Here is a 23,059-nt window from a genome sequence, read left to right as displayed (position 1 = left end):
GGCGCGCCACGGCAGCGACGGCTCCCAGATTGATGATCAGAACGCTCTGAATAAACGTTCATTCTCACATCGGGAAAAGTCCTCTGCCACGGCTTGGGTATCTGCCGGCCACCGTCCGTGCCGACCGAGCGTCAGAGCCCGGGCGAGCCGTAGCCGCCGCCGCCGGGCGTCTCGATCACGAACACGTCGCCCGGCCCCATCGCCACCGATCCCAGCGGCCCGAGCTCCTCGATCGCGCCACGCCGGCCGTCCATGCCGGGCGCGCGCTCGACCCGGTTGATCCCCAGCGCGCCGGCCTCGCCACCGGCCAGCCCGAAGGCCGGCACGCGGCGGCCGTTGCTGAGGATGCTGGCCGTCATCGGCTCCAGGAAGCGCAGGCGCCGCACGCCGCCGTCGCCGCCCCGGTGACGGCCGGCACCGCCCGAACCGTGACGGATGGCATAGCTGTCCAGCCGCACCGGGAAGCGGAACTCCAGCACTTCCGGGTCGGTGAGCCGGGAGTTGGTCATGTGCGTCTGCACGACGGCCGTGCCGTCGAAGTCGGGGCCGGCGCCGCTGCCGCCAGCGACCGTCTCGTAGTACTGGTGGCGCTCGTTGCCGAAGGTGAAGTTGTTCATCGTGCACTGGCTCGCCGCCATCACGCCGAGCGCGCCGTAGAGCGCATTGGTCACGCACATCGAGGTCTCGACGTTGCCGGCCACCACCGCCGCTGGCGGCCGCGGGTTCAGCAGCGAGCCTTCGGGCACCACCACCCGCAGCGGCTTCAGGCAGCCGGCGTTGAGCGGGATGTCGTCGCCCACCAGCGTGCGGAAGACGTACAGCACCGCGGCCATCGTCACCGACTTCGGCGCGTTGAAGTTGCCGTCGTCCTGCTGGGCACTGCTGCCGCTGAAGTCGATGCAGGCGCTGCGCGTGGTGGCATCGACGCTCACCTGCACCGCGATCTGCGCGCCGTTGTCGAGCGGCAGCGTGTAGCGGCCATCACCGATCGTCGCGGCCAGCGCCGTGACGACGCGGCGCACGCTCTCCTCGGCGTTGTCCTGCACATGCTGCATGTAGGCCTGCACTGTCTCCAGACCGACCTGCGCCACCAACGCGCGCAGCTCCTGGGCCCCCTTCTCGTTGGCGGCGATCTGCGCCCGCAGGTCGGCGAGGTTCTGCGCCGGATTGCGCGCCGGGTGCGGCCCGGCGCCCAATACGGCCAGCAGCTCGGCCTCGCGCAGCTGCGGCGTGGCGCCGCCCTCGACGAGCCGGAAGTTGTCGAGCAGCACGCCCTCGTCGGCGATGCGGCGCGAGAACGGCGGCATCGACCCGGGCGTGATGCCGCCGACGTCGGCATGGTGGCCGCGCGAGGCCACGTAGAACAACGGCCTTTCTCCCTCGCCTTCCGGGGGAAGGTTGGAGTGAGGGTCCAGGAACACCGGCGTCACCACCGTGATGTCCGGCAGGTGCGTGCCGCCGTGGTAGGGATCGTTGAGCACGAATACGTCGCCCGGCAGCAGCCGCGGGTTGCGCGCGATCACGGTCTTGATCGACTCGCTCATCGAACCCAGGTGCACCGGCATGTGCGGGGCATTGGCGATCAGCTCGCCGCCGCCGTCGAACAGCGCGCAGGAGAAGTCGAGCCGCTCCTTGATGTTCACCGAGTGCGCGGTGTTCTGCAGCCGCAGGCCCATCTGCTCGGCGATGTTCATGAAGAGGTTGTTGAAGACCTCCAGGCGCACCGGGTCCACCGCGGTGCCGAGCGCGGTGCGCGGCGCGCGCGGTCGCACGCGCGCCAGCTCCAGCGCGCCCTGCGCCGTCACGCGGGCCTGCCAGCCCGGCTCGACCACCGTCGTCGCGTTGCGCTCGGCGATGACGGCCGGCCCGTCGATGCGCGCGCCGGGCTGCAGCGATTCGCGCCGGTACAGGCCGGCGTCCTGCCAGGCGGCGCCGGCCTCGCCGTCGGTCGCGCCGTGCAGACGCACCATGGCCAGCGGCGTTGCGATGTGGTCGGCGCCCTCGGCCACGACAGGCGTCGGCAGCGGCTCGCCGGCACCCACCGCCTCCACCGACACCGCCTCGATCACCAGCGCCCGGCCCGCCATCAGGAAGGCATAGCGCTGGCGGTAGGCCGCGTCGAAGCGCGCGCGCAGCGCCGCCTCGTCGCCGGCGGCCAGCACCAGCGCCGTGTCGGTGCCTTCGTAGCGCACATGCACGCGGCGCAGCACCTCGATGCGCGACACAGCCACGCCCTGCGCCACCAGCGCGGCTCCCGCCTCGGCCGCCAGCGCATCGAGCCGTTCGCCGGCGGCGGCCAGACCTGCCGCGTCGAGGCGGCGCTCGACCGCCGTCTCGCGCATCGCGGCCTGGTCGGCCAGGCCCATGCCGTAGGCCGACAGCACGCCGGCCAGCGGGTGGATGAAGACGCGTGTCATGCCCAGTGCGTCGGCGACCGCACAGGCGTGCTGCCCGCCGGCGCCGCCGAAACACTGCAGCGTGTAGCCGCTCACGTCGTGGCCGCGCGCCACCGAGATGCGCTTGATCGCATTGGCCATGTTGGCCACCGCGATCTGCAGCGCACCGGCGGCCACGTCCTCCGGCAGGGTGGCACGGCCGGTCGCCACGGCGAGCTGCTGCGCCAGCGCACCGAAGCGCTGCACCACGCCCTCGGCGTCGAGCGGCTCGTCGCCGCGCGGCCCGAACACCGCGGGGAAATGTGCGGGCTGGAGGCGCCCCAGCAGCAGGTTCGCGTCGGTCGTCGTCAGCGGCCCACCGCGGCGGTAGCAGGCCGGGCCGGGATCGGCGCCGGCCGACTCGGGACCGACGCGCAGGCGGCCGCCGTCGAAGCGCACGATCGAGCCGCCGCCGGCGGCCACCGTGTGGATGCTCATCATCGGCGCGCGCAGCCGCACGCCGGCCACCTGGGTCTCGAAGGCGCGCTCGAACTCGCCCGCGTAATGCGACACGTCGGTCGACGTGCCCCCCATGTCGAAGCCGATCACCCGCTGGTGGCCGGCCTCGAGCGCCGTGCGCACCATGCCGACGATGCCACCGGCCGGACCCGACAGCACCGCATCCTTGCCCTGGAAGCGCGCGGCCTGCGCCAGCCCGCCCGAGCTCTGCATGAAATACAGCGGCACGCCGGGCATCTGGGCGGCCACGCGCTCGACGTAGCGGCGCAGGATCGGCGACAGGTAGGCGTCGACCACCGTGGTGTCGCCACGCGACACGAACTTCATCAGCGGGCTGACCTCGTGCGACACCGACACCTGCGTGAAACCCAGCTCGCGCGCGATGCGCGCCGCCGCCGCCTCGTGCTGCGGGTAGCGGTAGCCGTGCAGGAAGACGATGGCGCAGGCGCGCAGGCCGGCGTCGTGGGCCGCCCACAGGCGCTCGCGCAGCGCGGCCTCGTCGAGCGGCTCGACGACCTCGCCGTGCGCGCCCATGCGCTCGGCCGCCTCGACCACGCGCTGGTACAGCAGTTCGGGCAGCATGATGCGGCGGTCGAACAGCCGCGGCCGCGCCTGGTAGGCGATGCGCAGTGCGTCACGGAAACCGCGGGTCGTGACCAGCAGCGTCGGTTCGCCCTTGCGCTCCAGCAGCGCATTGGTCGCCACCGTGGTGCCCATCTTCACGCACTCGACCTGCGCAACGGGGATGGCCGCGCCGGCCGGCAGGCCCAGCAGGCGGCGTAGCCCCTCGACCACCGCGTCGTCGTATTGCCCGGGGTTCTCGCTGAGCAGCTTGGCGGTGTGCAGGCGACCGTCGGGCGCGCGGCCGATCACGTCGGTGAAGGTGCCCCCGCGGTCGATCCAGAACTGCCACCGTCTTGCGTCCATCGCTTCGCGTTCCCTCCAGGCCTCTCCGGGCGCGTGCCGGTTCGCCGCGCCCTCCGGGGCATCCTACCGGCGAGCGGCAGATCTGCCGGCCGGAATGCCCGCTTTTCCGGCGTTCCCGTTCGCAGCGCCTCCTTACGATGCCAGGGCGACCATGCCTGTCGCCTGCACTTGCCTCACCGCCCCGCCGACCCAACGCCATGACCGATCTCTCGCTGCCGCCGATGACGCCGCCCCGCAAGGCAGGCGCTGCAGCGCCCGACAGCCAGCAGGACGCCCCGCGCGCCGGGGCCTTCAGCTGGCCCACGCCGCCGTTCGCCGGCTATCCGCAGGCGGGCGCGCCCGGACAGGCCGAGCCCTGCGCCATCGAGGGACTCAACGGCAAGCTCATCAGCGGCCGGCTGATCAGCTTCTCGCCGGCGGACGAGCTGGCGAGCGTGCAGATCCCCCCGGCACGCTCCACGATGCCGCTGAAGTTCGCGCGCTTCCGTTCGCTGATGCTGACGGAGCCGCTGGTCCCGACCGCACCACGCAGCGACGATCCGCATGCCGCCGTGCTGGCTCACCGCCCGCGCAGCCGCTACAAGCTGGAGATGAAGTCCGGCGGTCCCCTCGTCGGCGAGACCATCGGTCACGTCGAGACTGCCTTCGGCCTGTTCCTGTTCACGCCGCTCGACGACAGCGGCCGCGTCACGCGGCTGTTCGTTCCGAACGATGGCATCGCCTCGCGCGAGATCGGGCCGCGGCTCGGCGACCTGCTGGTCGAGAGCCAGGCCGCCACCGCCGAACAGGTGAACGAGGCCGCCCAGATGCAGCAGAGCCTGCGCAAGCAGAAGCTCGGCGACATCCTGGTCACGCAGCGCAGCGTCACCTCCGACCAGCTGCTCGAGGCCATCGTGCAGCAGAGCCGCATGCCGATGGTGCGCATCGGCGAGGCGCTGATCGCGCTGGGCATGATCGACCACCAGCAGCTCGACGAGGCGCTGGAGCAGCAGAAGGTGGACCGCGGCGTGCCGATCGGCGAGCTGCTGGTGCGCCTGGGCCGCGTGTCGCGCCAGGACCTGCAGACCGCGCTGGCGCGCAAGATGGGCTACCCCATCGTCGACGCCAGCAGCTTCCCGATCGAGGCCGACGCGCTGCGCAAGCTGCCCTTCCCGACCGCGCAGCGCCTCAACGCGCTGCCGCTGCTGCTGCGCGACACGACGCTGGTGGTGGCGGTGGAAGACCCGTCCAAGCGCGGCGCGCTCGACGAGATCGAGTTCGCCAGCCAGTGCAAGGTGGCCCCGGTGCTCGCGCGCCACCACGACATCCAGGCCACGCTGCACAGCGCCTACTCGCGCATCGGTGTCGAGATCGCCGGCCTGGCACTCGACGACGGCCCCGAGCCCGAGCCCGCGGACGCCGGCAAGCTGCTGGAGAGCCTGGAGCGCGAGGGCGCCGACCAGAACGCCCGCGAGAACGAGAAGCAGATCGAGCAGAGCGACAACTCGCTCGTGCGCCTGATCCACACGATGATCATCGAGGCCTACAACCAGGGCGTCAGCGACATCCACATCGAGAACTACCCGGGCCGCGAGAAGCTGAAGATCCGCTTCCGCAAGGACGGCGTGCTCAAGCCCTACCTCGAGCTGCCGCACACCTACCGCAACGCGATCATCGGACGCATCAAGATCATGTGCGACCTCGACATCTCCGAGCGCCGCAAGCCGCAGGACGGCAAGATCAACTTCGCCAAGTTCTCGGCCCAGCACAAGCTCGAGCTGCGCGTGGCCACGATCCCCACCAACAATGGCCTCGAGGACGTGGTGATGCGGTTGCTGGCCTCGGCCAAGCCGGTGCCGCTGGAGAAGCTGGGCTTCAGCGAACGCCACCTGTCGCAGCTCAAGACGGCGATGGAGCGCCCCTACGGCCTGGTGCTGTGCGTCGGCCCCACCGGCTCGGGCAAGACCACCACGCTGCATTCGGCCATCAGCCACATCAACCAGCCGGAACGCAAGATCTGGACTGCGGAGGACCCGGTCGAGATCACCCAGGCCGGCCTGCGCCAGGTGCAGGTGAACCCGAAGATCGACTGGACCTTCGCGAAGGCGCTGCGCGCCTTCCTGCGCGCCGACCCGGACGTGATCATGGTCGGCGAGGTGCGCGACGGCGAGACGGCCCGCATCGCGGTCGAGGCCTCGCTGACCGGCCACCTGGTGCTGTCCACACTGCACACCAACAGCGCGCCGGAGACCGTGACCCGCCTGCTCGACATGGGCATGGACCCGTTCAACTTCGCCGATTCGCTGCTGCTGGTGCTGGCGCAGCGCCTCGTCCGGCGCCTGTGCACCGAATGCCGCGTGAGCCGCCCGATGACCGAGGCCGAGATCGAGGTGATGCTCGACGATCACCTGTTCGTGCAGCATCACGCCGACCCGGAGGCCGTGCGCGCCACCGTGCGCGAAGGCTGGCTGGGCCGCTTCGGCCGCGACGGCCGGCTGATGCACCACCACAGCCCTGGCTGCCCCGCCTGCGGCCACACCGGCTTCCGCGGACGCTGCGGCATCCACGAACTGATGCCGATGTCGCGTGAGCTGCGCCGCATGATCCAGACCGGCGCCCGCGCCGAGGAGCTGCAGCAGTTGGCGCTCAGCGAGGGCATGCTGACGCTGCGGCAGGACGGCATCGAGAAGGTACTGCAGGGCCAGACCTCGATCGACGAGGTGCGCGCCACCAGCAACGTCTGAGGTCCGTCCGGCACGGCTTGCCGCCGCGCTGGAGAGCCCGTCCCCGGGTCAGGCCGAGCTGTCGACGCAGGCCGGCGCTCTGCCGTGCATCACGTCCTTCATGATGCCCAGGCGCGCGAACAAGCGTGCCACATCGAGCACCTGGATCATCAGGCGCCCCTCGTTGGCCTTGATCAGGTGCGACACCAGCACCGGCGCGCCCCCACCGAGCTGCGGCGCCCGAGTGATCTGCTGCGCCGCGAACGCCGGCACGCCGTGAAGCTCGCTGACCAGCAGGCCGATCTCGACCTCCTGGTATCGCAGCACCACGACCTGGCTGGTATCGCTGATCACCGTGGGCAGACCGCCCAGCAACGAGCCCAGGTCGAAAGCCCACAGATAACCCTCGACGTGCCCTTCGCGCCGACGCGCCAGCATGCCGATGCGGTGCGGCACCTCGCCCGTCGACACGGCCGTCAGGTTCCACGCCGGCAGCGCCTCGATCACATGCTCGGCCGGCAAGGCCATCAACGCCGCATCGATGAAGAAGGTGGCGAACTCGGCGCCGCTCGCGATGGTCGATCCCTCGGTCAGCCGCGTGAGCGCCCGGTGGCGCGCGGTGAGCTGCGGGGCGCGCACCTCGCCGAGCGACTGGAAGGCTACCGCCAGCACATCCTCCACGTACCCGTCCGTCCGCTTGAACTCGCGATAGCCGTTGGAAGCCGAGCAGCCGACCAGGGTGTAGCGTCCATCGCGCACGATCACTCGCGACGCACTGCCGCCATTGCCCAGCGTCAGGAACTCGGGCGGCAGGTCCAGCGCGCCGCCGACGGCGACCGACGCGTCGGTGCTGGCGATGACGTGGCCGCGGCGATCCACGAACAGCGCCGACATGTCGGACTGGGCGCCGATGCCGTCGCGCAGCATCGCCTCGAACTCGCCCGCCGAGTTGAAGGCGATGCCGATGCCGCCGACCACCGTGGCCTCGTCGTCCAGTGCACGCACCGCGGCGTGATAGACATAGGTCGGCAGCTCGTCGCAGAGCGCCGACGGACGGAACGGCGTCACGTGATAGGACTGCGAGTCGGGCAGCGCCAGCACGGCCTGCAGTGTGTCGTCCTCGATCCGGCCGTCGACGACGCTGCCCTGCCCGCGCGGCTCGCTCGCGGCGACGATGCGCCCGCGGCTGTCGTAGACGACCAGCCGCGTGTAGACCGTGTAGAGCGCGTGGATGCCTTCGAGCAGCGCGGTGAGTGCGCGGCGTGCTGGCTCGTCGAGCACCGGCCGTGCGAGCGCGCTGCGCAGCTCGGGTGTCATCGCCCACCAGCGGCAGTCGTCGGAGCGCTCGTAGAGGTTGCGGTCGAGCAGCTCGACCAGCAGCTGGGTCGTGAACTCCGCGCTCGCGAGACTGGACGCGAGCACCGTGTCGTAAAGGTCGCGGATGGAACGCGCGAACAGCTCGTTGCTGCGTGCGCCGGTGTCGCTGATCTGCTCCAGCACGGTCTTGAGGCGCTGCAGGTCACCGCCCTCGCCGGCGGCCATCACCTGGCCGTTCCACACCACGCGCCGGATGCCGTCGGCGGCGGTGACGATCTCGTAGAGCGGCGGGCAGAAGCTGCGCGCATGCGACAGCAAACCTTCGGCGACGGCCTCGTCGAGGCGCTCCAGCACGCCCCTGGCCCGGCCGCTGAAGGCGACTTCGAGCGGGACCATCACCTGGCCCTGCCAGCCGGGAGGCCCGGCGTAGCCCTGGTAGCCGTCGGACACGAAGGTCTGGACCAGGTAGGTGCGCCCGGCATGGATGCACAGCTCGGGCTGCGCCGAGCGGTTCACCGGCACCACCGTGCCCAGCGGCAGCCATTGCTCATCGGCCGACGCGATGATGCGGTCGTCGGCGTCGAGCAGCATGATGTTGGAGCGGCCGTCCCGGCCATGGCGCGACGCGAAGATGCTCGCCATTTCCTTCTCGAATCCGAACACCAGGCACAGAACACCGACCGGCTGCCCGTCGTGCGGGTCCAGCATGCGCCGCGAGTAGACGAGCGAGCGCGGCCTGCCCGGCCGCAGGTCGGTCGCACGGAAGCTTTCGACATAGGTGTCGCTCGCCAGCGACTGGGCGATCAGCGGATCGCAGCTGCCTTCGATCGGCGAATGGGCGTCGATGTGGGCCAGCACGCCGCCGCGGGTGTCGAGCAGCACGATCTCGTCGTAGACGGTGTACTTGTCGCGGTACGCGCGCAGCCGCTCGACCACGGCCTCGCGCGTACCGCCGATGCCGGCGACGTACTCGCACAGCTCGCGGTCCGTCGCGAGGAAGCCGACGTCGGCGGTGCGCTCGTAGAGGTTGCGCACGATGATGTCGATCACATGGCGCGCGCGGGTGCCCAGCTCGGCCATCACGTTGGTCACCTTCTGGTGCACGAGGCTGCTGACCAGCTCCGTTTCGAGGCGCTGGAAGCCCTCGCGCGTGGCGGCCATCATCGGCAGGATGCCGCCCGCTTCTTCGGCGCAGTTCATCTTGGCCGACGCCTCGATCATGCGCCACGTCAGGTTGAGTTCACGCAGCGATTCGTCGCAGCGCACCACGTCCCGCATGTGCGGGAGGAACCCATCTATGTCCATTCTTGTGCTTGCTGTCCAGCCCGGCAGGCCGATGCGGCGCTGCAGCAATGTCCATGCCCGGCGCGACGCGCGCCGAGCCGCGCGGGCTAAGCGGCTGCGTCCAGCGGCCGCAGCGCGGCGTCGACCGAGCGTTGCGCCTGCTGCACCGCATGCAGCAGCTCGTTCTGGCCCAGCACCAGCGCACGCGCGTAGCGCTGGCTCACGCGGGCCAGCGCGGCCGCCGCCGAGGCCCCGGCCCGTGCTTCGCGCGAGGCTATCGCGGCCGCGGCCTCGACGGCCGCGCTGGCCAGCAGACGCAGCGTGTCGGCGCGGTGATCGGGGGCGCGCACCGGCGCCTCCAGAGACACACGCCGCATCGCATGCAGCACGGTCTCGTCGAAACCCCAGTGGCGTGCGACGGCCAGGCCCAGCGCGTCGAGCTCCACGCCGATCACGGCGCAGGCCGCCGCCGCTTCGGACATGCCGCGCGCGCCGCCCGGCTCGGGATCGACCAGGCGATGGATCTGTTCGGCTTCCTCGGGAAAGTGGTAGCGCACGAGCAGCATGCCCAGGCTCTGCAGCAAGGCGAGCAGGAAGGCTTCTTCGCCGTCCATGTCGGCCGGGCACAGCGTGCGCGCCACGTGCGCCGCGACGCGCGCCTCGCGCAGGCTCGCCGCCAGCGCGACGGCGTTCGTTTCGGACAACGCACCCGGCCACGGCCGCAGGCCGTTCGCCACCGGCCGCAGGCCCTGCACGCCGAACAGCTGCACCGCGCGCCGCACGGTGGTCACGCCACCGCTCGCGTGCGCCGCGAACTGGGCCGCATTGACCTGGCGCAGCAGCTCGAAGGCCAGCGCCGGGTCCTGGATGATCAGTTCCGCCATCTCGTCGATGCGCTGCTGCTCCATCGCCACCACTGCGGACACACGGCCCAGCAGACCCGGCAGCGCCGGCAGGTGGCCCACGCTGTGCAGGCGGTCGAGCAGGAGGCCGAGCACGCCATCGCCACCGGCCGCCTGCGCGTCCAGCCAGCCCTGCAGCGCGCGCTGGAGACTGCGCGCGCCGAGGTAGCGGCGCTGCGGCTCGCGCTCGGTGGCGCGGTTGGCAATGGCCCGCAGCGCATCGGGCACCGGCTGCGGCGTGGTCCAGCCCAGGCGCACGATCTCGCGGTCGAGCCGCGCCAGCGCCGTGGGCGGGTCGGCCTCGTCGAGCGCCGGCTGGCCGGCGAGCAAGCGATGCAGCAGCAGCCCGCAGGCCTGCAGGTCGCGCGCGCCGGCATCGCGTTGCGTGCGCAGGGCGTCGGGATCGACGGCCAGCGCCGAGCCGCTGGCCGCGGCGGCCTGCGATGCCGAGGCATCGGCGCCGGGCAGCAGCAGCGCACGGCCCTGCGGATCGATGAGCACGCTGTAGCCGCCCACGTCGCCATGCGCCAGGCCGGCTTCGTGCACGAAGGCCAGCCCCTGCAGCAGGTCGCACAGCCATTGCGCGGCCTGCACCGGCGAGGGCATCTCGCCGCCGGCCAGATGGGCATCGAGCGTGAGGCCGGCCAGCGCCGGACCCGCCAGGAAGGGCCAGCGCTCCTCCACGCCGACGTCGACGATGGGCAGCAGTTGCGGATGGCTCAGGCGGGCCGCGTGGCGCGCACCGCGCAACCACGCCTCGAGCGCGGCCACGTCGGCCGGTTGCTGGCGCGGCAGCGTGAGGTAGCGGTCAGCGCCGGCCGCCGGGTCATGAGCCAGCCACAGCATCGTGCGGCTGCTCTTGCCGAGCAGTTGCCGAAGCTCGAAACGACCGAGACGCCGGCTCGTGGACGAGCCGGCCGGCAGGGCGCCGGGCGTGGTGGTCGGGGCAGCGGGCATCGGCATGGGCACAGTGATCACGCGATTGGACCCCGGAGCGCGCGCCGGCGATGCCGCGAACTGCGGGGTGCGGACGGCTCTGTTCGTGGCGCCGGGCCCGCCATTCCTATACTGGCCCGACCTGACCCTGCCCTGGAGTGTTCACCGATGAAGCTTGCCCTGCTGGGGACCGGACTGATGGGCGCGCCGATGACGCGCCGCCTGTGCGCGGCCGGCCTCGACGTGACCGTGTGGAACCGCACGCGCGCCAAGGCCGAGGCCCTGGCGCCAGCCGGTGCCCGCGTGGCCGACACGCCCGAGGCGGCGGTGCGAACGGCCGAGCTCGTGATCACGATGCTCGAGCACGGCGACATCGTGGAGGAGTTGCTGTTCGCGCAGGGTCTGGCCGACACGCTGCCGCGCGGCGCGCTGCTGGTGGACATGAGCTCCATCCGGCCGGCGCAGGCGCGTGCCCACGCCGACGCGCTCGCCGAGCGCGGCGTGGCCCATCTCGACGCCCCGGTCTCGGGCGGCACGGTGGGCGCCGAAGCCGGCACGCTGGCCATCATGGCCGGCGGCGAGGCGGCCGACTTCGAGCGCGCGCGGTCGGCGTTCGCCCCGCTCGGCCGCGCCACCCACGTGGGCCCACACGGCGCGGGGCAGCTGGCCAAGCTGGCCAACCAGATGATCGTGGGCATCACCATCGGCGCCGTGGCCGAGGCCCTGCTGCTGGCCGAACGCGGCGGCGCCGACCCGGCCAAGGTGCGCGAGGCCCTGCGCGGTGGCTTCGCCGACAGCCGCATCCTCGAGGTGCACGGCCAGCGCATGGTCGAGCGCGACTTCGCCAAGCGCGCCGCGATCACCGTGCAGATCAAGGACCTGCGCAACGCGCTGACCACCGGCGCCGAGCTCGGCTTCGACGCGCCGATCACGCAGTTGTTCGAGCAGCTGTACCGCAGCGCCGCCGACCACGGCTGGGCCGACGCCGACCACGCCGGCCTCTGGCTGGAACTGGCACGACGCAACGGCATGAAGTGAGCGGCGATCGGCTACAATCCGCCTCGTCGTGGGGGGGTAGCTCAGCTGGGAGAGCGTCGCGTTCGCAATGCGAAGGTCGGGAGTTCGATCCTCCTCCTCTCCACCATCCACCAAGTCCCGGACTTCCCGCCAAGTCCTCGACGAACACAAAAGCCCTGGAGCGCCGATGCCCCAGGGCTTTTTCATGCCCGGCTTCGCAGCCTCGGCACCCCGCTCACCTCACCGGCATGACCGCCGGCACGCCCTGGTCCTTCAGCAGGAACACGACGAACTTCGCCCGTTCGGTCTGGCTCGCATTGCGGCCCACGAGGTGGATGTCATCCGGCGCCTCGTAGAAGCCTTGCCCGGGCTCGAGCGTTACCGCGGGGCCGCCTTTCACCTGCATCACGATCGCTCCCTCGAGCACATAGACGAAGGCATGCGCTTTGTGCCGATGGATGGCGTCGGCCCCGCCCGGCGGGTAGGTCACGGTGAGCACCAGCCCTTCCTTGCCGGCCAGGTCGGCCAATGGCCTGGACATGACCTGCTCGACGCGGGCAGGCGGGGCAGCCTGGGACCGCGGCGCAGCGAGCACCGCGCTGGTGAGCAGAAGGAAAGCGAGCATCTTCGTCATGAGGAACTCCGGGACGAAATGAAAGGACTGCGCGACGCACTGCCGCGCCTCACGGCACGATGACGTGGTCGGGGTTGGCGATCGCGAAGGCGGCCTCGCGATCCGCCTGGGGCGGATAGATCCACTGCGTGTTGATCGCCTGCTTCGTGGCCTTGCCAACCTCGCGCGTCAGCTTGATCTGGCGGTCCCAGCCTTCGGTGAAGAGGGCGCCCCAGGGCCCCAGATCTAGACAGGTCACGTACTTCGGCTGGCTGTAGGGGTGGGTGGGCAGGCCGACCAGTTCGGCGGCAGCGTTGTGGCCCGCGACGCGGCCCAGGCTCAGCGCGTGCTGGCAGGACATCGCCGCGTGATGGCCCTCGTCGTCGGTGGCCGCCAGCGCGACATCGCCGGTGACGAACACGTCCGGCACACTGCGGGCCCGCAGTTGCGGATCGGCGTGCACGCGCCCAAAGCGATCATGTTCGCCTTCGATCTGCGCGGCCAGCGGGTGCGCTCTGGCACCGGCGGTCCACACCACGGTGTGGGTCGCGATGCGTTCGCCGCTGGAGAGGGTCACGCCGTCGGCGTCGATCGCCACGACCCCCGCGGAGGTCTTCACCTCCACGCCGCACTCGGCCAGGGCCGACTCGATCACCGGGCGCGGCACCGGCCCGAGATCCGGACCGATGACCGGCGCCTGCTCCACCACCACGACACGGATCTTCGCGTCCGGACCGAGGATGTCGCGCAAGCGACGCGGCATCTCGGTCACGGTCTCGATGCCGGTGAAGCCGCCGCCGGCCACCACGACCGTGTTGCGCGCGGCCGTCTCCGGCCGCTCGGCCAGCGAGCGCAGATGGGCGTCGAGGGTCATCGCGCTGGCCAGTTGATCGACGTTGAAACTGTGCTCGGCCAGACCAGGCACGTCGGGCAGGAACAGCCGGCTGCCGGTCGCCAGCACGAAGCGGTCGTAGGGCAGCGTGCTGCGCCGGCCGTGGGCGCCGGTCACCTCCACCTCGTGCCGGTCCGTGTGGACGGCCTCCACCACCCCGGCAAGGTGGCGGACACCGACCGCCGCGAACAGCGGCGCGAGGTCCGGCGCCATCTCCTCGAACGCGGTTTCGTAGAGGCGCGGGCGGATGTGCAGATGGGGCGTGGGCGACACGACGAGGATCTCCACGTCGCGCTCCCGACCGGCCAGCGACACGGCCCGGGCGGCCGACAGCGCCGCCCACGTCCCGGCGAAGCCCGAGCCTGCGATCACGATCTTCTGGGTCATTCGATGCTTTCTTGATGAGGACACAAGTGGCGAGGTTCCGGCGCTCGAAGAAGACGCGCGGGCATGCGGCGGCGCTCCCGATGGGCCGGCAGGCCTCCGGGCAAGCGGTGCCGATCAGGGGGTGGGACGCTCAGTTCACGGGTCGTGATCGCGCCGCAGCGGCGCGATCGGCACGGCCCTGGCGGAGCCGCGCGACTGGCCGCGGTCGCTCAGCCACGCCTGCACGTCCGGGCCGAAACGCGCCGGCGCCTTGCGGCCCAGCGTGAGGGCCAGGCCGGCGAGCGTTTCCTGGGCCAGGGCGTCGCGCATCGACTTCTCCGCGCGCAGCATCACGGCGTGGATCGCGCAGACGCCGCCGGTCGCCCAGCGCGGCGCATCGCCCTCGAAGACGGCGCAGCGGCCGCGGATCTCCTGGCAGTCGAACAGGGGCTTGTCGCCCTCGATCGCATCCACCACGTCCAGCACCGTGATGCGCTCCGCCGGCCGCGCCAGGCGGTAGCCGCCGCGCACGCCGGCACTGGCCGCCACGATGCCGGCCTTCTCCAGCTTCGGGAAGATCTTCGCCACGAAGCTGGGCGAGATGCCCTGCAGTTCCGCCAGGTCGCGGCTGCTCGGTTGCGTCTCGCCGGCGTCCACCAGCCAGAGCAGGCAATGGAGGCCGTATTCGACACTGCTGGTGAGGTGCGCCATAACGCAGACTATATTTGTCCGCGTTCAATGGCGCAAGCGAAATCAGCAGCGCACTGACTGCTCGCCGGAGTGAAGGCTCAACGATCGTCGCCGCGTCGGGCGACTCCCGAGTACAGACTGGTCAGCCATCTCGGCCCGGGCCGGTAGCGGCGCTGCAGGCTTTCGATCCGGAAGCCCGCCGACTCGATCAGCCCCGGCATCTCGCGGTTGAGATGGCAGCCGCCGGCCAGCGGCCTCCAGTACGGCGTGAGGCGGTCCTGCCAGCGCCGCACCGACGCGTCAGGCGCGGCTCCGTGCTCCAGGAACAGCAGGCGCCCGCCCGGCACCAGCACGCGATGGACCTCCTTCAACGCCTGGGCCGCATCGGGAATGGTGCAGAGCGTGAAGGTGGACACCACGCAATCGAAGCTGCGGTCGTCCACCGGGATGCGTTCGGCCGACAACGGCAGCGCCTGGATCTCCAGGCCTGCGGCCTGGGCCCGGCGCCGGGCCAGGGCATGCAGGCCGGGATCGACGCCGCACAGGCATTGCAGTCCGGCAGCGCGGTAGTACGGCAGATTGCGTCCCGTGCCCATGCCGATCTCGAGCACCCGACCCGAGGCCTGCGGGACCAGTTCGGCGCGCCCGCTCTCGAAGCTGGGCAGACCGCAGATGACATCGACCGCGCGCGGCAGGATGTGATCGTTGTAGAAGTTGCTCATCGGTGCGCACCGAGGATTGCGGTGGCGGCGAGCATACGCCGCAGCCCCGGTCTGCCACTACGAAAGGCAACTGACGAACCGGGCCGGCGCGGGCCTGGGCGACACGGGTCGCCGTCCCACCACGGTGCCCACGTTGACGAAGCACACGGCCTGCTCGTGCGGCTGCACGCCGAACAGGCCGCGCAGGCGCGTCGATGCCATCGCACGGCCGCTGGTCAACCCGCTGCCGAAGCCCATCGAGTGCGCCGCGAGCAGCAGGTTCTGGAGCGCCGCGCCGAGCGAGACGAGCCGCTCGGCCGCGGGAACGGCGTCGGCATCGCGCTCGTCGTCTCGCAATCGCGCGATCGCCAGGGCGATCCACGGGGCACGCCAGGCCTTGAGCCGGGCTGCCTCGATCTGGACCAGGGTCGCGCCGGGATCACGGTCGATCAAGGCCAGCGCGAAGGCCTCGGCCAGGCGCGCGCGCTGATCGGCAGGAACGATCACGAAGCGCCAGGGTACGAGCCGGCCGTGGTCCGGCGCCGTCGCGGCCGCGCAGAACAGGCTCTCGACCTGATCCGCGTCAGGACCCGGCGCGACCAGACGCTTCGGAGACGTGTGCTGCCTTGCGGCCATCATCGCCCGCAGCCCGACACCCGCGCGCGACGCGCCGTCGTGTTCGCACGCAGGCAGCGACGGCGTGCTGCGACCCCCGGTTTCTTCAGGCGCGACGAACGTCACTGCGTCCACGTCGGATGGAGACCGGTGCTGCGCCACTCGACCGGCGAGCGTGTCGCGGCCGCTCCAAGAGCCGGCCCGGCACGCATCGCCTCCCAGGCCGCCTCGTCGTCGTCCACGCCCTCGGCGAACCGGCGGCACAGCGCGAAGCGCACGAACCGCTGCCCCCGGGCGAGCGCCGCGGCCAGCGCCTCCTGAAGCTGGGGCCAGGTCTGCTCCTGCGGCAGCACGTCGTCGCAGAACACCGGGCGCATCGCAGGCAACTCCTTGACCACGACCCGTGCCCGATAGACCGAGCAACCGGCATCCGCCACGGCGCTCACCTGGATGCTGTACTCGGCACCGCGTTCGTCGGCCTCCACCATGGCGGGTCTCCTCCGGTCGGTCAGGCAGGCGCCGCCGCGGCGGCGTCTCCGGGGTCGATCAGGTAGCTGTAGCCGTGCTTGCGGAAACCCAGGCCTTCGTAGAAGGCATGGGCCTTCTCGCGATTGACGTGGCTCGACAGCACCAGCTTGTAGCAGTCTCGCGCCGCGCACAGCTTCATCGCGAACTGCATCATCCGCCGGCCGATCCGCTGTCCCTGGGCGTCCGGCGCCACGACCACGTCTTCCACGATGCACGAGTCGCGCGCGCCGTGGGAGATGCCGCCCACGAAGACCACCGAGAAGGTGCCCACGATGAGATCGTTCGACTCCGCCACGTAGATGTGGTGCAGCGGGTTCGCTTCCAGATCGAGAAAGCGCGCCCAGGCGTGCTCGATCGGCATCTCGGGCTCGGGCGTGATGTCGAGCTGCTTGTAGAACTCCAGGAGACGCGGCACGTCGGACAGCCGCGCGGCGCGTATCTCGAGGTCCTTCACGGCGGTTCTCCGGTCCGGGCGGCTAGACGCCGAGCTTCAGCACGCGCTTCGCGTTGCCGTACATCACGTCGTCGATCACGCCCTCCGCGAAGCCGAGGGTGCGGTAGTCGTTGATCGACTGTCCCATCGGCCGGAACGGGTAGGAGCTGCCGAACAGGATCTGGTGGCGCATGCAGCCGTTCGCGGCCTCGACGTAGAGCGAGCCCCCCGGCGCGAAGATGTACATGTCGGGCACGATGAACACGTTCTCCCATCGGAACGCGACGCCGATGATCTCGTTCACGTACGGATAGAAGCCGTGGTAGCAGATGATCGACAGCTTGGGGAAGGCCTTCGCCACGTGGCCTACCGCAGTGGGCGTGACCATGTCGAGGCTCGGCGCCGTGGGGCCGGACATGATGGAGACCGGCACGCCGAGCTGCGCGCAGGCGTCGTAGATCGGGAACAGCATCGGGTCGTCGGCCTTGCAGAGCGGGCTGCCGAAGCCCGGCTCGACGTTGATCGCCTTGAGGTCGAGCTGCCGCACCGCGCGCTCCACCTCGTCGATCGCCGCCTTGACGCCCCAGCGGTGCGGATCGATCGAGCCCACCCCGACCAGTTCCTTGTGGCCGCGGACGAGTTCGTGGATCTCGTCGTTGGAGTGCTTGATGCCGGGCGTGTCGCGCCCCACCACCACTGCCGCCGTGATGCGCGTCTCCTTGATGTCGCGCAGGTAGCCGTCGATGTTCTTCGAATGCGTGAAGTGCTCCAGGTCGCGCGAGCCGACCCGGCCGTTCAGCCACTTCACGACCTCGAACTCCGGCGTGCCGCGCGTCTTGCCGTAGAAATCGTGCAGGAACGCAGGGCGGCTGCGCATGTCGATCACCTTCTTGCTGGCCATGGGGGGTTCTCCTTCTTGGATGGTTCGTTCGTTGGGCGGGTCGGCGGCGCGACGGCGTTCACTCCGGCAGCTTCGCTTCGGCCGGCGCCTTGCCGGTGCGCTTGGCGTAGGCCTCGATGAAGTCCGCCGCGGCGCGGCTGCCGCCCGAGAAGGACTTCATGGCCTCCTCGTGCAGCAGCGACAGCGCCTGCATCTTGATTTCGTTGGCGCGCTCGCTGTCGAAGGCGTTGGCCAGCCTTCGCGGCCGTGGGATGTCGACCTCGAGCGTCGCTCGCACCCGCGTCGGGATGTTCGTCATCACGATCAGGCGGTCGGCGAGGAAGATCGCCTCGTCGATGTCGGTGGTCACGAAGAAATTGGTGCGGTGCGACTCCTCGTACAGGCCGGAGTAGTACTCCCACATCAGCTCCTTCGACATCGCGTCGAGTCCGCGGAACGGCTCGTCGAGGATCATCACGTCGGGGTTGTTGATCATGGCGCGCGCCAGTTCGGCACGCCGCTGCATGCCGCCCGAGAGCTGCGTGGGGTACTTGCGGCTGAAGGCCTTGAGTCCCACCTTCTCCAGCAGGAAGTCGGCCTGCGACTGCGTCTGCCCGTTCTGCTCGCCGCGCGCGCGCGGTCCGTAGAGGATGTTGTCCATGGTCGTCATCCACGGGAACAGCGCGCTTTCCTGGAACACCACGAGACGGTCCTTGCCGGGGCCGGTGATGGGCCGCCCGTCGATCTGGATGCTGCCGCTGTCGGGCTTCTCGAAGCCCGCGAGCAACCGGATCAGCGTGCTCTTCCCGCAACCCGACGGGCCGATCATCACGGTGAGCTTGTTGCGCTCGATCGTGAACGAGCAGTCCTGCACCACGGTCTTGGCGAACGGTCCGGCGCCGTAGGTCTTGGTGACGTTGCGGACCTGGATCTCGCCGCGCGTGCTGCCCGAAGGCTTGTGTTGGGCCATCGTGCACTCCTCAACGCTGTTTCAACCAAGGCGTGACCAGTCCGCCGAGCGCACGCAGCGCCTCGCTGCAGGCGAAGCCCGCGATGCCGATGCTGATCATGCCGACGACGATCTGCTCGTACGAACCGCCCACGTACGAGTTCCAGATGAAGAAGCCCAGGCCCCCGCCTTCGGCGCTCTTGCCGCCGCCGGAGATCATCTCGGCCGCCACCACCACCTCCCAGGTGATGCCCATGCCCACCGCGGAGCCGACCACGATCGACGGCAGCGTGGCCGGCAGCACCACGCGGCGGAAGATGTCCCACTGCGACGCGCCCATCGCCTGCGCCGCCTGGAAGTAGCGCACGTCGATCGACTTGGCCCCCCCGACGACGTTGATGACGATGGTGAAGAAGGCGCCGAGGAAGGTCACGAAGGCGATCGACATCTCGGCCGTGGGCCAGAAGATGATCGAGGCCGGCACCCAGGCCAGCGGCGGGATCGGCCGCAGCAGCTCGAAGCTCGGGAACACGACGCCGTGCACCGCCTTGCTCACGGCCATCATCAGGCCCAGCGGGATGCCGATCAGCATCGCCGCGCCGAAGCCCGCGAGCACCCGGACCAGGCTGAGGTACCAGCTCTCCCAGTAGCCGGCATTGCCCAGCAGGCCCGCCCAGGCCTTGAGCACGCCGCTGGGCGCCGGCACCTGGCCGATCCAGGGCAGCGCGAAGCCCAGCCATTCGGGCGATCGCGCGCCCAGTTCCCACAGGATGACGAAGGCCGTCAAGGCGATGATCGCGCGCAGCGTCGAGCGGCTCAGCACGCGCTGGCGGAAACGGGTGATGCCATGGCTCATGGTTCAGCCCTCCTTCTCGCCGGCCGCGAAGGACTTCTTCGCTTCCTCGTGCACGATCGCACTGGTCTCCTCCATCAGCTCGCGAAAGCGCGGGCTCGTCAGCACGCTGTAGTCGCGCGGGTGGGGAATGTCGACATCGAGGATCTTCTTCGGCCGACACGGCCGCGAGGTCATGATCACCAGCCGGTGCCCGAGGAAGATGGCCTCCTCGAGGTCGTGGGTGATGAAGAAGATCGTGACCTTGTTCTTGTAGTAGATCTCCAGCAGTGCCTCGTGCATGACCGACTTGGTCAGCGAGTCGAGCGCGCGGTAGGGCTCGTCGAACAGCAGCACCTTCGGGTCGTTCATCAGCGCGCGCACGATCTCCACGCGCCGGCGCAGCCCCGAGGACACCTCGCCGGGGTAGTTGTTCTCGGTGCCGCTCAGGCCGGCATCGGCCATCATGCGGCGGGCCTTCTCGTAGATCTCCTTCTTGCCCATCTTCCCCTGCATCAGCGGGCCGAAGGCGACATTCTCGAGATTGGTCTTCCACGGGAACAGCGCGCCGTTCTGGAACACCACGATGCGGTCCGAGCCCGGCTCGGCCTTGGGCTTGCCGGGACCGCACAGCACCTCGCCGTCCATCGTGATCGTGCCCGAGCTGATGCTGTGGAAGCCGGCGATCGCGTTGAGCAGTGTGGTCTTGCCGCAGCCCGATGGCCCGACGATCATGCAGATCTCGCCGGCCGCGATGTCGAGCGTGCAGTGGTCCACCGCCATCACGGCCGCGCCGTCGGGGTCGTAGACCTTGACGACATCGTCGATGCGGATCGCGCCCTGGGTGGCGGCCCGGCCGCCGGACTGGCGCTGTCTTTCCTGGGTGGTGTTCATCTCAGCGTCCTCCCAACGCCAGCTCGCGCACGCGCCACTGCATCATCATGTCGCCCACCACACGCACCATGGCGCTGGTCACGTAGCCCACCGCACCGAGCGTGACCATGCCGATCACGATCGTCGGGTACTGCACCATCGTGTACGAGGTGTTGATCACATAGCCCAGGCCGAACTCGCCCGAGACCATCTCGCCGGCCACCAGCGAGAACCACGCGACCCCGACCGAGATCTGCAGCCCCGTGAAGATGTAGGGCATGGACCCCGGCACGATGACCTCGCGGAACACCTGCCACTTGCTCGCGCCCAGGCAGTAGGCCGCGCGGCTGTAGGACTCGTCGATCGACTCGACGCCGAGCATGGTGTTGAGCGCCGTGGCGAAGAACGAGGCCAGGAAGGTCAGGAAGATCACCGGCGTCTCGGTGCCCGAGAACATCAGGATCGCCAGCGGCACCCACGCCAGGATGGGGATCGGCCGCAGCGTCTCGAAGATCGGGAACACGTATTCGCGGAAGGTCTTCGACCAGCCGAGAAAGAGCCCCAGCGGCACGCCCAGCCCGGTGGCCAGGAAGAAGGCCGTGGCGACCCGCCGCACGCTGGCCCAGATGTGGTCGTAGTACTCCGGCGTGTAGATCGAGAGCCCGTACACCGGATGGCGGTTGAACATCTCGGTGAACACCGTCGTCAGGCCCGGCATGTCCCGAAAGCGCGGCAGCTTCCAGACCTCGACCGTGAAGTACCAGAAGCCCAGCAGCATGGCGTAGCCGGCCAGCATCATGTAGGGCTTGGGGCTCTTGAGCCACTGCGAGAGGCGGAACATCGTGCGCGCCCAGCCATCGCCGCCACCATGACCCTGGGCCGCGCCGGAGTCGGCTGCGCCGAAATGCGGCACCCGCGCCGCGACCGACGGCGGCGCCGAGAACTCGCGGGTGATCATGGTCGCGAAGCGGCTCATCACCACGTCGCCGCGCGCCGGAGACTGCTTGATCAGTGCCATCAGCGCCCCGCCGTTGATGCGGATGGCCTCGGTACGCTCCAGGCACACCGTACGGGCCATGCGTCGATTGCGACCGGTCAGCACGGCCGCCCAGCCGAACACGTCGCCCGGGCGCATCACCTTCTCGAGCAGTTCGCCGCCGGCTTCGCTGCGCAGGGCGTGGTTCACGCTGCCGGAGGCGACGATGTAGACATCGTCGGCCTCTTCGTCGAGGTCGTAGATCATGTCGCCACGCGCATACGACTTCAGCTTCGACAGCTTCACGATCTCCTGAAGCATCTCCGGCGGTACCGTCTGGAACGGCATGGCTCGCTTGAGCACCGCACCGATGTGATCCATGCATCCTCCTGAATGGGGCCGAGTGGCGGCACCGCCTGCGGCCCCGGGCCGCGGCGATGACCGGCTGCTCTCTCTCTCGCTCGGGGCCGAACGGCCGGCTACTTCTTGCCGTACTCGCTGTCGGGCATGGACTTGACCTCACCGATCGGCGAACTCAGGCTGCGCTCCTTGAGCACCTGCGCCGCCATGTCGTTCATCAGCGCGTCGGCGCGCAGCTTCTCGACGTTGATGCTCTTGATGGAGAACAGGAAGGCCGCGGACTGGTTGATCTGCGCCACCACCTCGGGTGTCAGCGTGAAGGGCATCTGCATGCGCACCGGGATCCCGCCGATCTCGGCCGGGTACTGGCCGTAGAGCGAGTGCCACAGCATCTTCTCGGTGAAGCCGGTCGCCTGCTGCGCGGCCATCGCCGCCACCTCCATCGCGTTCTTCGGGTCGGCGAGGAACAGCTGGGCGTCGAGCTCGGCGTTCAGCCAGGCCTTGGCGACGTCGGGACGCTGCTTGATCAGGTCGGCCCGCATGGCCAGGAAGCCGGCGTCCTTCTCGTTGACCGTCGCGCCGCTGGCGATGCGCCGCGCCAGCCCCTCCTCCACCAGCCGCGAGGCGGTGGGCTCCCAGATCGCCGCGGCATCGAGCTTGCCGGCGCGGAAGCCGCTGGTGATGACCTCGATGTTCTGGTTCATGATGGCCGCCGGCGCGACGCCCTCCTTGCGGAAGGCCTCCTTCGCGAAGCGGTCGGCGCAGCTGCCCAGCGGGATGCCGATGCGCTTGCCCTCCAGCCACTTGACGCCCTCCTTGCCGTTGCCGAACTTGGGCGCGTCGTTGCGGGCCAGCAGGATGTTGCACTGGTCGAAGCCGACGCCGAGCGTCGCGACGATGCGGATGTCCGCCACCGATTCCTTGGTGGTCGAGACGATCGCCGGCATGTCGCCCATGTAGCCGATGTGCTGCTTGCCGGCCAGCATGGCGTTGACGATCACCGCGCCCTGCAGCCCGATCGAGAAGTCGACCGAGGAGCCCTTGGGCAGGTATTTCTCGTAGAACTTCTTGCCCCGCATGACCACGCCGGACCACGACTGGGTGTAGTACGGCTGGTAGCCGATCACCAGCTGGACCGGGTCCCCCGGCTTGCCGTAGTCGAGGTCGGCGGCGAGCGCCGTCGAAGGAGCCCCGATGCCGAGGCCGCAAGCCACCGCCATCGCTGCGGCGGCCGCGCGTACACGCTGATTCATCCAGAACGTCATGCTTGTCTCCTTGTTGGTTCATGCGGTGCCCGCGCAGCGGGCCCGGTTTTATCGGACCATTCGACTCCCTCTGCGGGCTTCCTTGTTGTTGCTTGCCTTCCTTATGC

General features: G+C 70.0%; 18 protein-coding genes and 1 tRNA gene. 3 read left to right on the top strand and 16 right to left on the bottom strand.

All coding sequences use genetic code 11. The annotated features are described in order from the left end of the window. Positions 1-131: 131 nt before the first annotated feature. Positions 132-3,821 carry a hydantoinase B/oxoprolinase family protein gene (locus tag C1M51_RS14000; protein WP_129450664.1) on the bottom strand — a complete coding sequence of 1,230 codons (3,690 nt, stop codon included), beginning with the start codon at positions 3,819-3,821 and terminating at the stop codon, positions 132-134. 197 nt (positions 3,822-4,018) lie between these two features. On the opposite strand from C1M51_RS14000, the gene C1M51_RS13995 reads away from it, so the two are divergent. Continuing rightward, the gene (locus C1M51_RS13995; protein ID WP_207207754.1) at positions 4,019-6,544 is read left to right on the top strand and encodes a GspE/PulE family protein; all 2,526 of its coding nucleotides are present in this window, start codon (positions 4,019-4,021) and stop codon (positions 6,542-6,544) included. A 48-nt stretch (positions 6,545-6,592) separates the two neighbouring features. Here the strand turns inward: C1M51_RS13995 and C1M51_RS13990 are convergent, their stop codons facing one another. Beyond that, entirely contained in the window at positions 6,593-9,145 is a 2,553-nt protein-coding gene (locus tag C1M51_RS13990; RefSeq protein WP_242499757.1) for a chemotaxis protein CheW, read from the bottom strand. Between the two features lie 86 nt (positions 9,146-9,231). Further along, positions 9,232-10,983, bottom strand: coding sequence for an HDOD domain-containing protein (locus C1M51_RS13985; RefSeq protein ID WP_129450662.1), 1,752 nt, complete (start codon positions 10,981-10,983; stop codon positions 9,232-9,234). A 147-nt stretch (positions 10,984-11,130) separates the two neighbouring features. On the opposite strand from C1M51_RS13985, the gene C1M51_RS13980 reads away from it, so the two are divergent. After that, positions 11,131-12,000, top strand: coding sequence for an NAD(P)-dependent oxidoreductase (locus C1M51_RS13980; protein WP_129450660.1), 870 nt, complete (start codon positions 11,131-11,133; stop codon positions 11,998-12,000). Positions 12,001-12,030: 30 nt separating this feature from the next. Further along, positions 12,031-12,106, top strand: a tRNA-Ala gene (locus tag C1M51_RS13975). Between the two features lie 108 nt (positions 12,107-12,214). Here the strand turns inward: C1M51_RS13975 and C1M51_RS13970 are convergent. The 13 genes from C1M51_RS13970 to C1M51_RS13910 form a co-directional block, all read right to left on the bottom strand. After that, complete coding sequence (locus C1M51_RS13970; protein WP_129450658.1) at positions 12,215-12,613, bottom strand: cupin domain-containing protein; 399 nt, start codon at positions 12,611-12,613, stop codon at positions 12,215-12,217. Between the two features lie 49 nt (positions 12,614-12,662). After that, positions 12,663-13,871 (bottom strand): NAD(P)/FAD-dependent oxidoreductase, encoded by a 1,209-nt coding sequence (locus C1M51_RS13965; RefSeq protein WP_129450656.1) that lies wholly within the window; start codon positions 13,869-13,871, stop codon positions 12,663-12,665. A gap of 135 nt (positions 13,872-14,006) precedes the next feature. Further along, complete coding sequence (locus C1M51_RS13960) at positions 14,007-14,561, bottom strand: Rrf2 family transcriptional regulator (RefSeq protein WP_129450654.1); 555 nt, start codon at positions 14,559-14,561, stop codon at positions 14,007-14,009. A gap of 77 nt (positions 14,562-14,638) precedes the next feature. Then, entirely contained in the window at positions 14,639-15,262 is a 624-nt protein-coding gene (locus tag C1M51_RS13955) for a class I SAM-dependent methyltransferase (RefSeq protein WP_129450652.1), read from the bottom strand. Between the two features lie 57 nt (positions 15,263-15,319). Next, on the bottom strand, positions 15,320-15,991 hold the full coding sequence (locus tag C1M51_RS13950) for a nitroreductase family protein (RefSeq protein ID WP_310733931.1): 672 nt from the start codon (positions 15,989-15,991) through the stop codon (positions 15,320-15,322). Then, positions 15,979-16,344 carry a hypothetical protein gene (locus C1M51_RS13945; protein WP_129450650.1) on the bottom strand — a complete coding sequence of 122 codons (366 nt, stop codon included), beginning with the start codon at positions 16,342-16,344 and terminating at the stop codon, positions 15,979-15,981. The genes C1M51_RS13950 and C1M51_RS13945 overlap by 13 nt, the downstream gene beginning before the upstream one ends. 20 nt (positions 16,345-16,364) lie before the next feature. Next, positions 16,365-16,838, bottom strand: coding sequence for a GNAT family N-acetyltransferase (locus C1M51_RS13940; protein ID WP_129450648.1), 474 nt, complete (start codon positions 16,836-16,838; stop codon positions 16,365-16,367). Between the two features lie 22 nt (positions 16,839-16,860). Next, a complete protein-coding gene (locus C1M51_RS13935; protein ID WP_129450646.1) occupies positions 16,861-17,718 on the bottom strand; it encodes an amidohydrolase family protein in 858 nt (285 codons plus the stop codon). A 58-nt stretch (positions 17,719-17,776) separates the two neighbouring features. Then, the gene (locus C1M51_RS13930; RefSeq protein ID WP_129450644.1) at positions 17,777-18,667 is read right to left on the bottom strand and encodes an ABC transporter ATP-binding protein; all 891 of its coding nucleotides are present in this window, start codon (positions 18,665-18,667) and stop codon (positions 17,777-17,779) included. A 10-nt stretch (positions 18,668-18,677) separates the two neighbouring features. Further along, positions 18,678-19,502: an ABC transporter permease gene (locus C1M51_RS13925; protein ID WP_011828526.1), complete on the bottom strand. Its 825-nt coding sequence runs from the start codon at positions 19,500-19,502 to the stop codon at positions 18,678-18,680. Positions 19,503-19,505: 3 nt separating this feature from the next. Beyond that, a complete protein-coding gene (locus C1M51_RS13920) occupies positions 19,506-20,372 on the bottom strand; it encodes an ABC transporter ATP-binding protein (RefSeq protein ID WP_011828525.1) in 867 nt (288 codons plus the stop codon). Between the two features lies 1 nt (position 20,373). Then, on the bottom strand, positions 20,374-21,708 hold the full coding sequence (locus tag C1M51_RS13915) for an ABC transporter permease subunit (RefSeq protein WP_129450642.1): 1,335 nt from the start codon (positions 21,706-21,708) through the stop codon (positions 20,374-20,376). Between the two features lie 98 nt (positions 21,709-21,806). After that, complete coding sequence (locus C1M51_RS13910; RefSeq protein ID WP_129450641.1) at positions 21,807-22,952, bottom strand: ABC transporter substrate-binding protein; 1,146 nt, start codon at positions 22,950-22,952, stop codon at positions 21,807-21,809. Positions 22,953-23,059 lie beyond the last annotated feature (107 nt).

It is taken from the genome of Methylibium sp. Pch-M, from assembly GCF_004136295.1.
Taxonomy (GTDB): domain Bacteria; phylum Pseudomonadota; class Gammaproteobacteria; order Burkholderiales; family Burkholderiaceae_C; genus Methylibium; species Methylibium petroleiphilum.
This window is presented reverse-complemented; position numbering and strand designations above follow the sequence as displayed.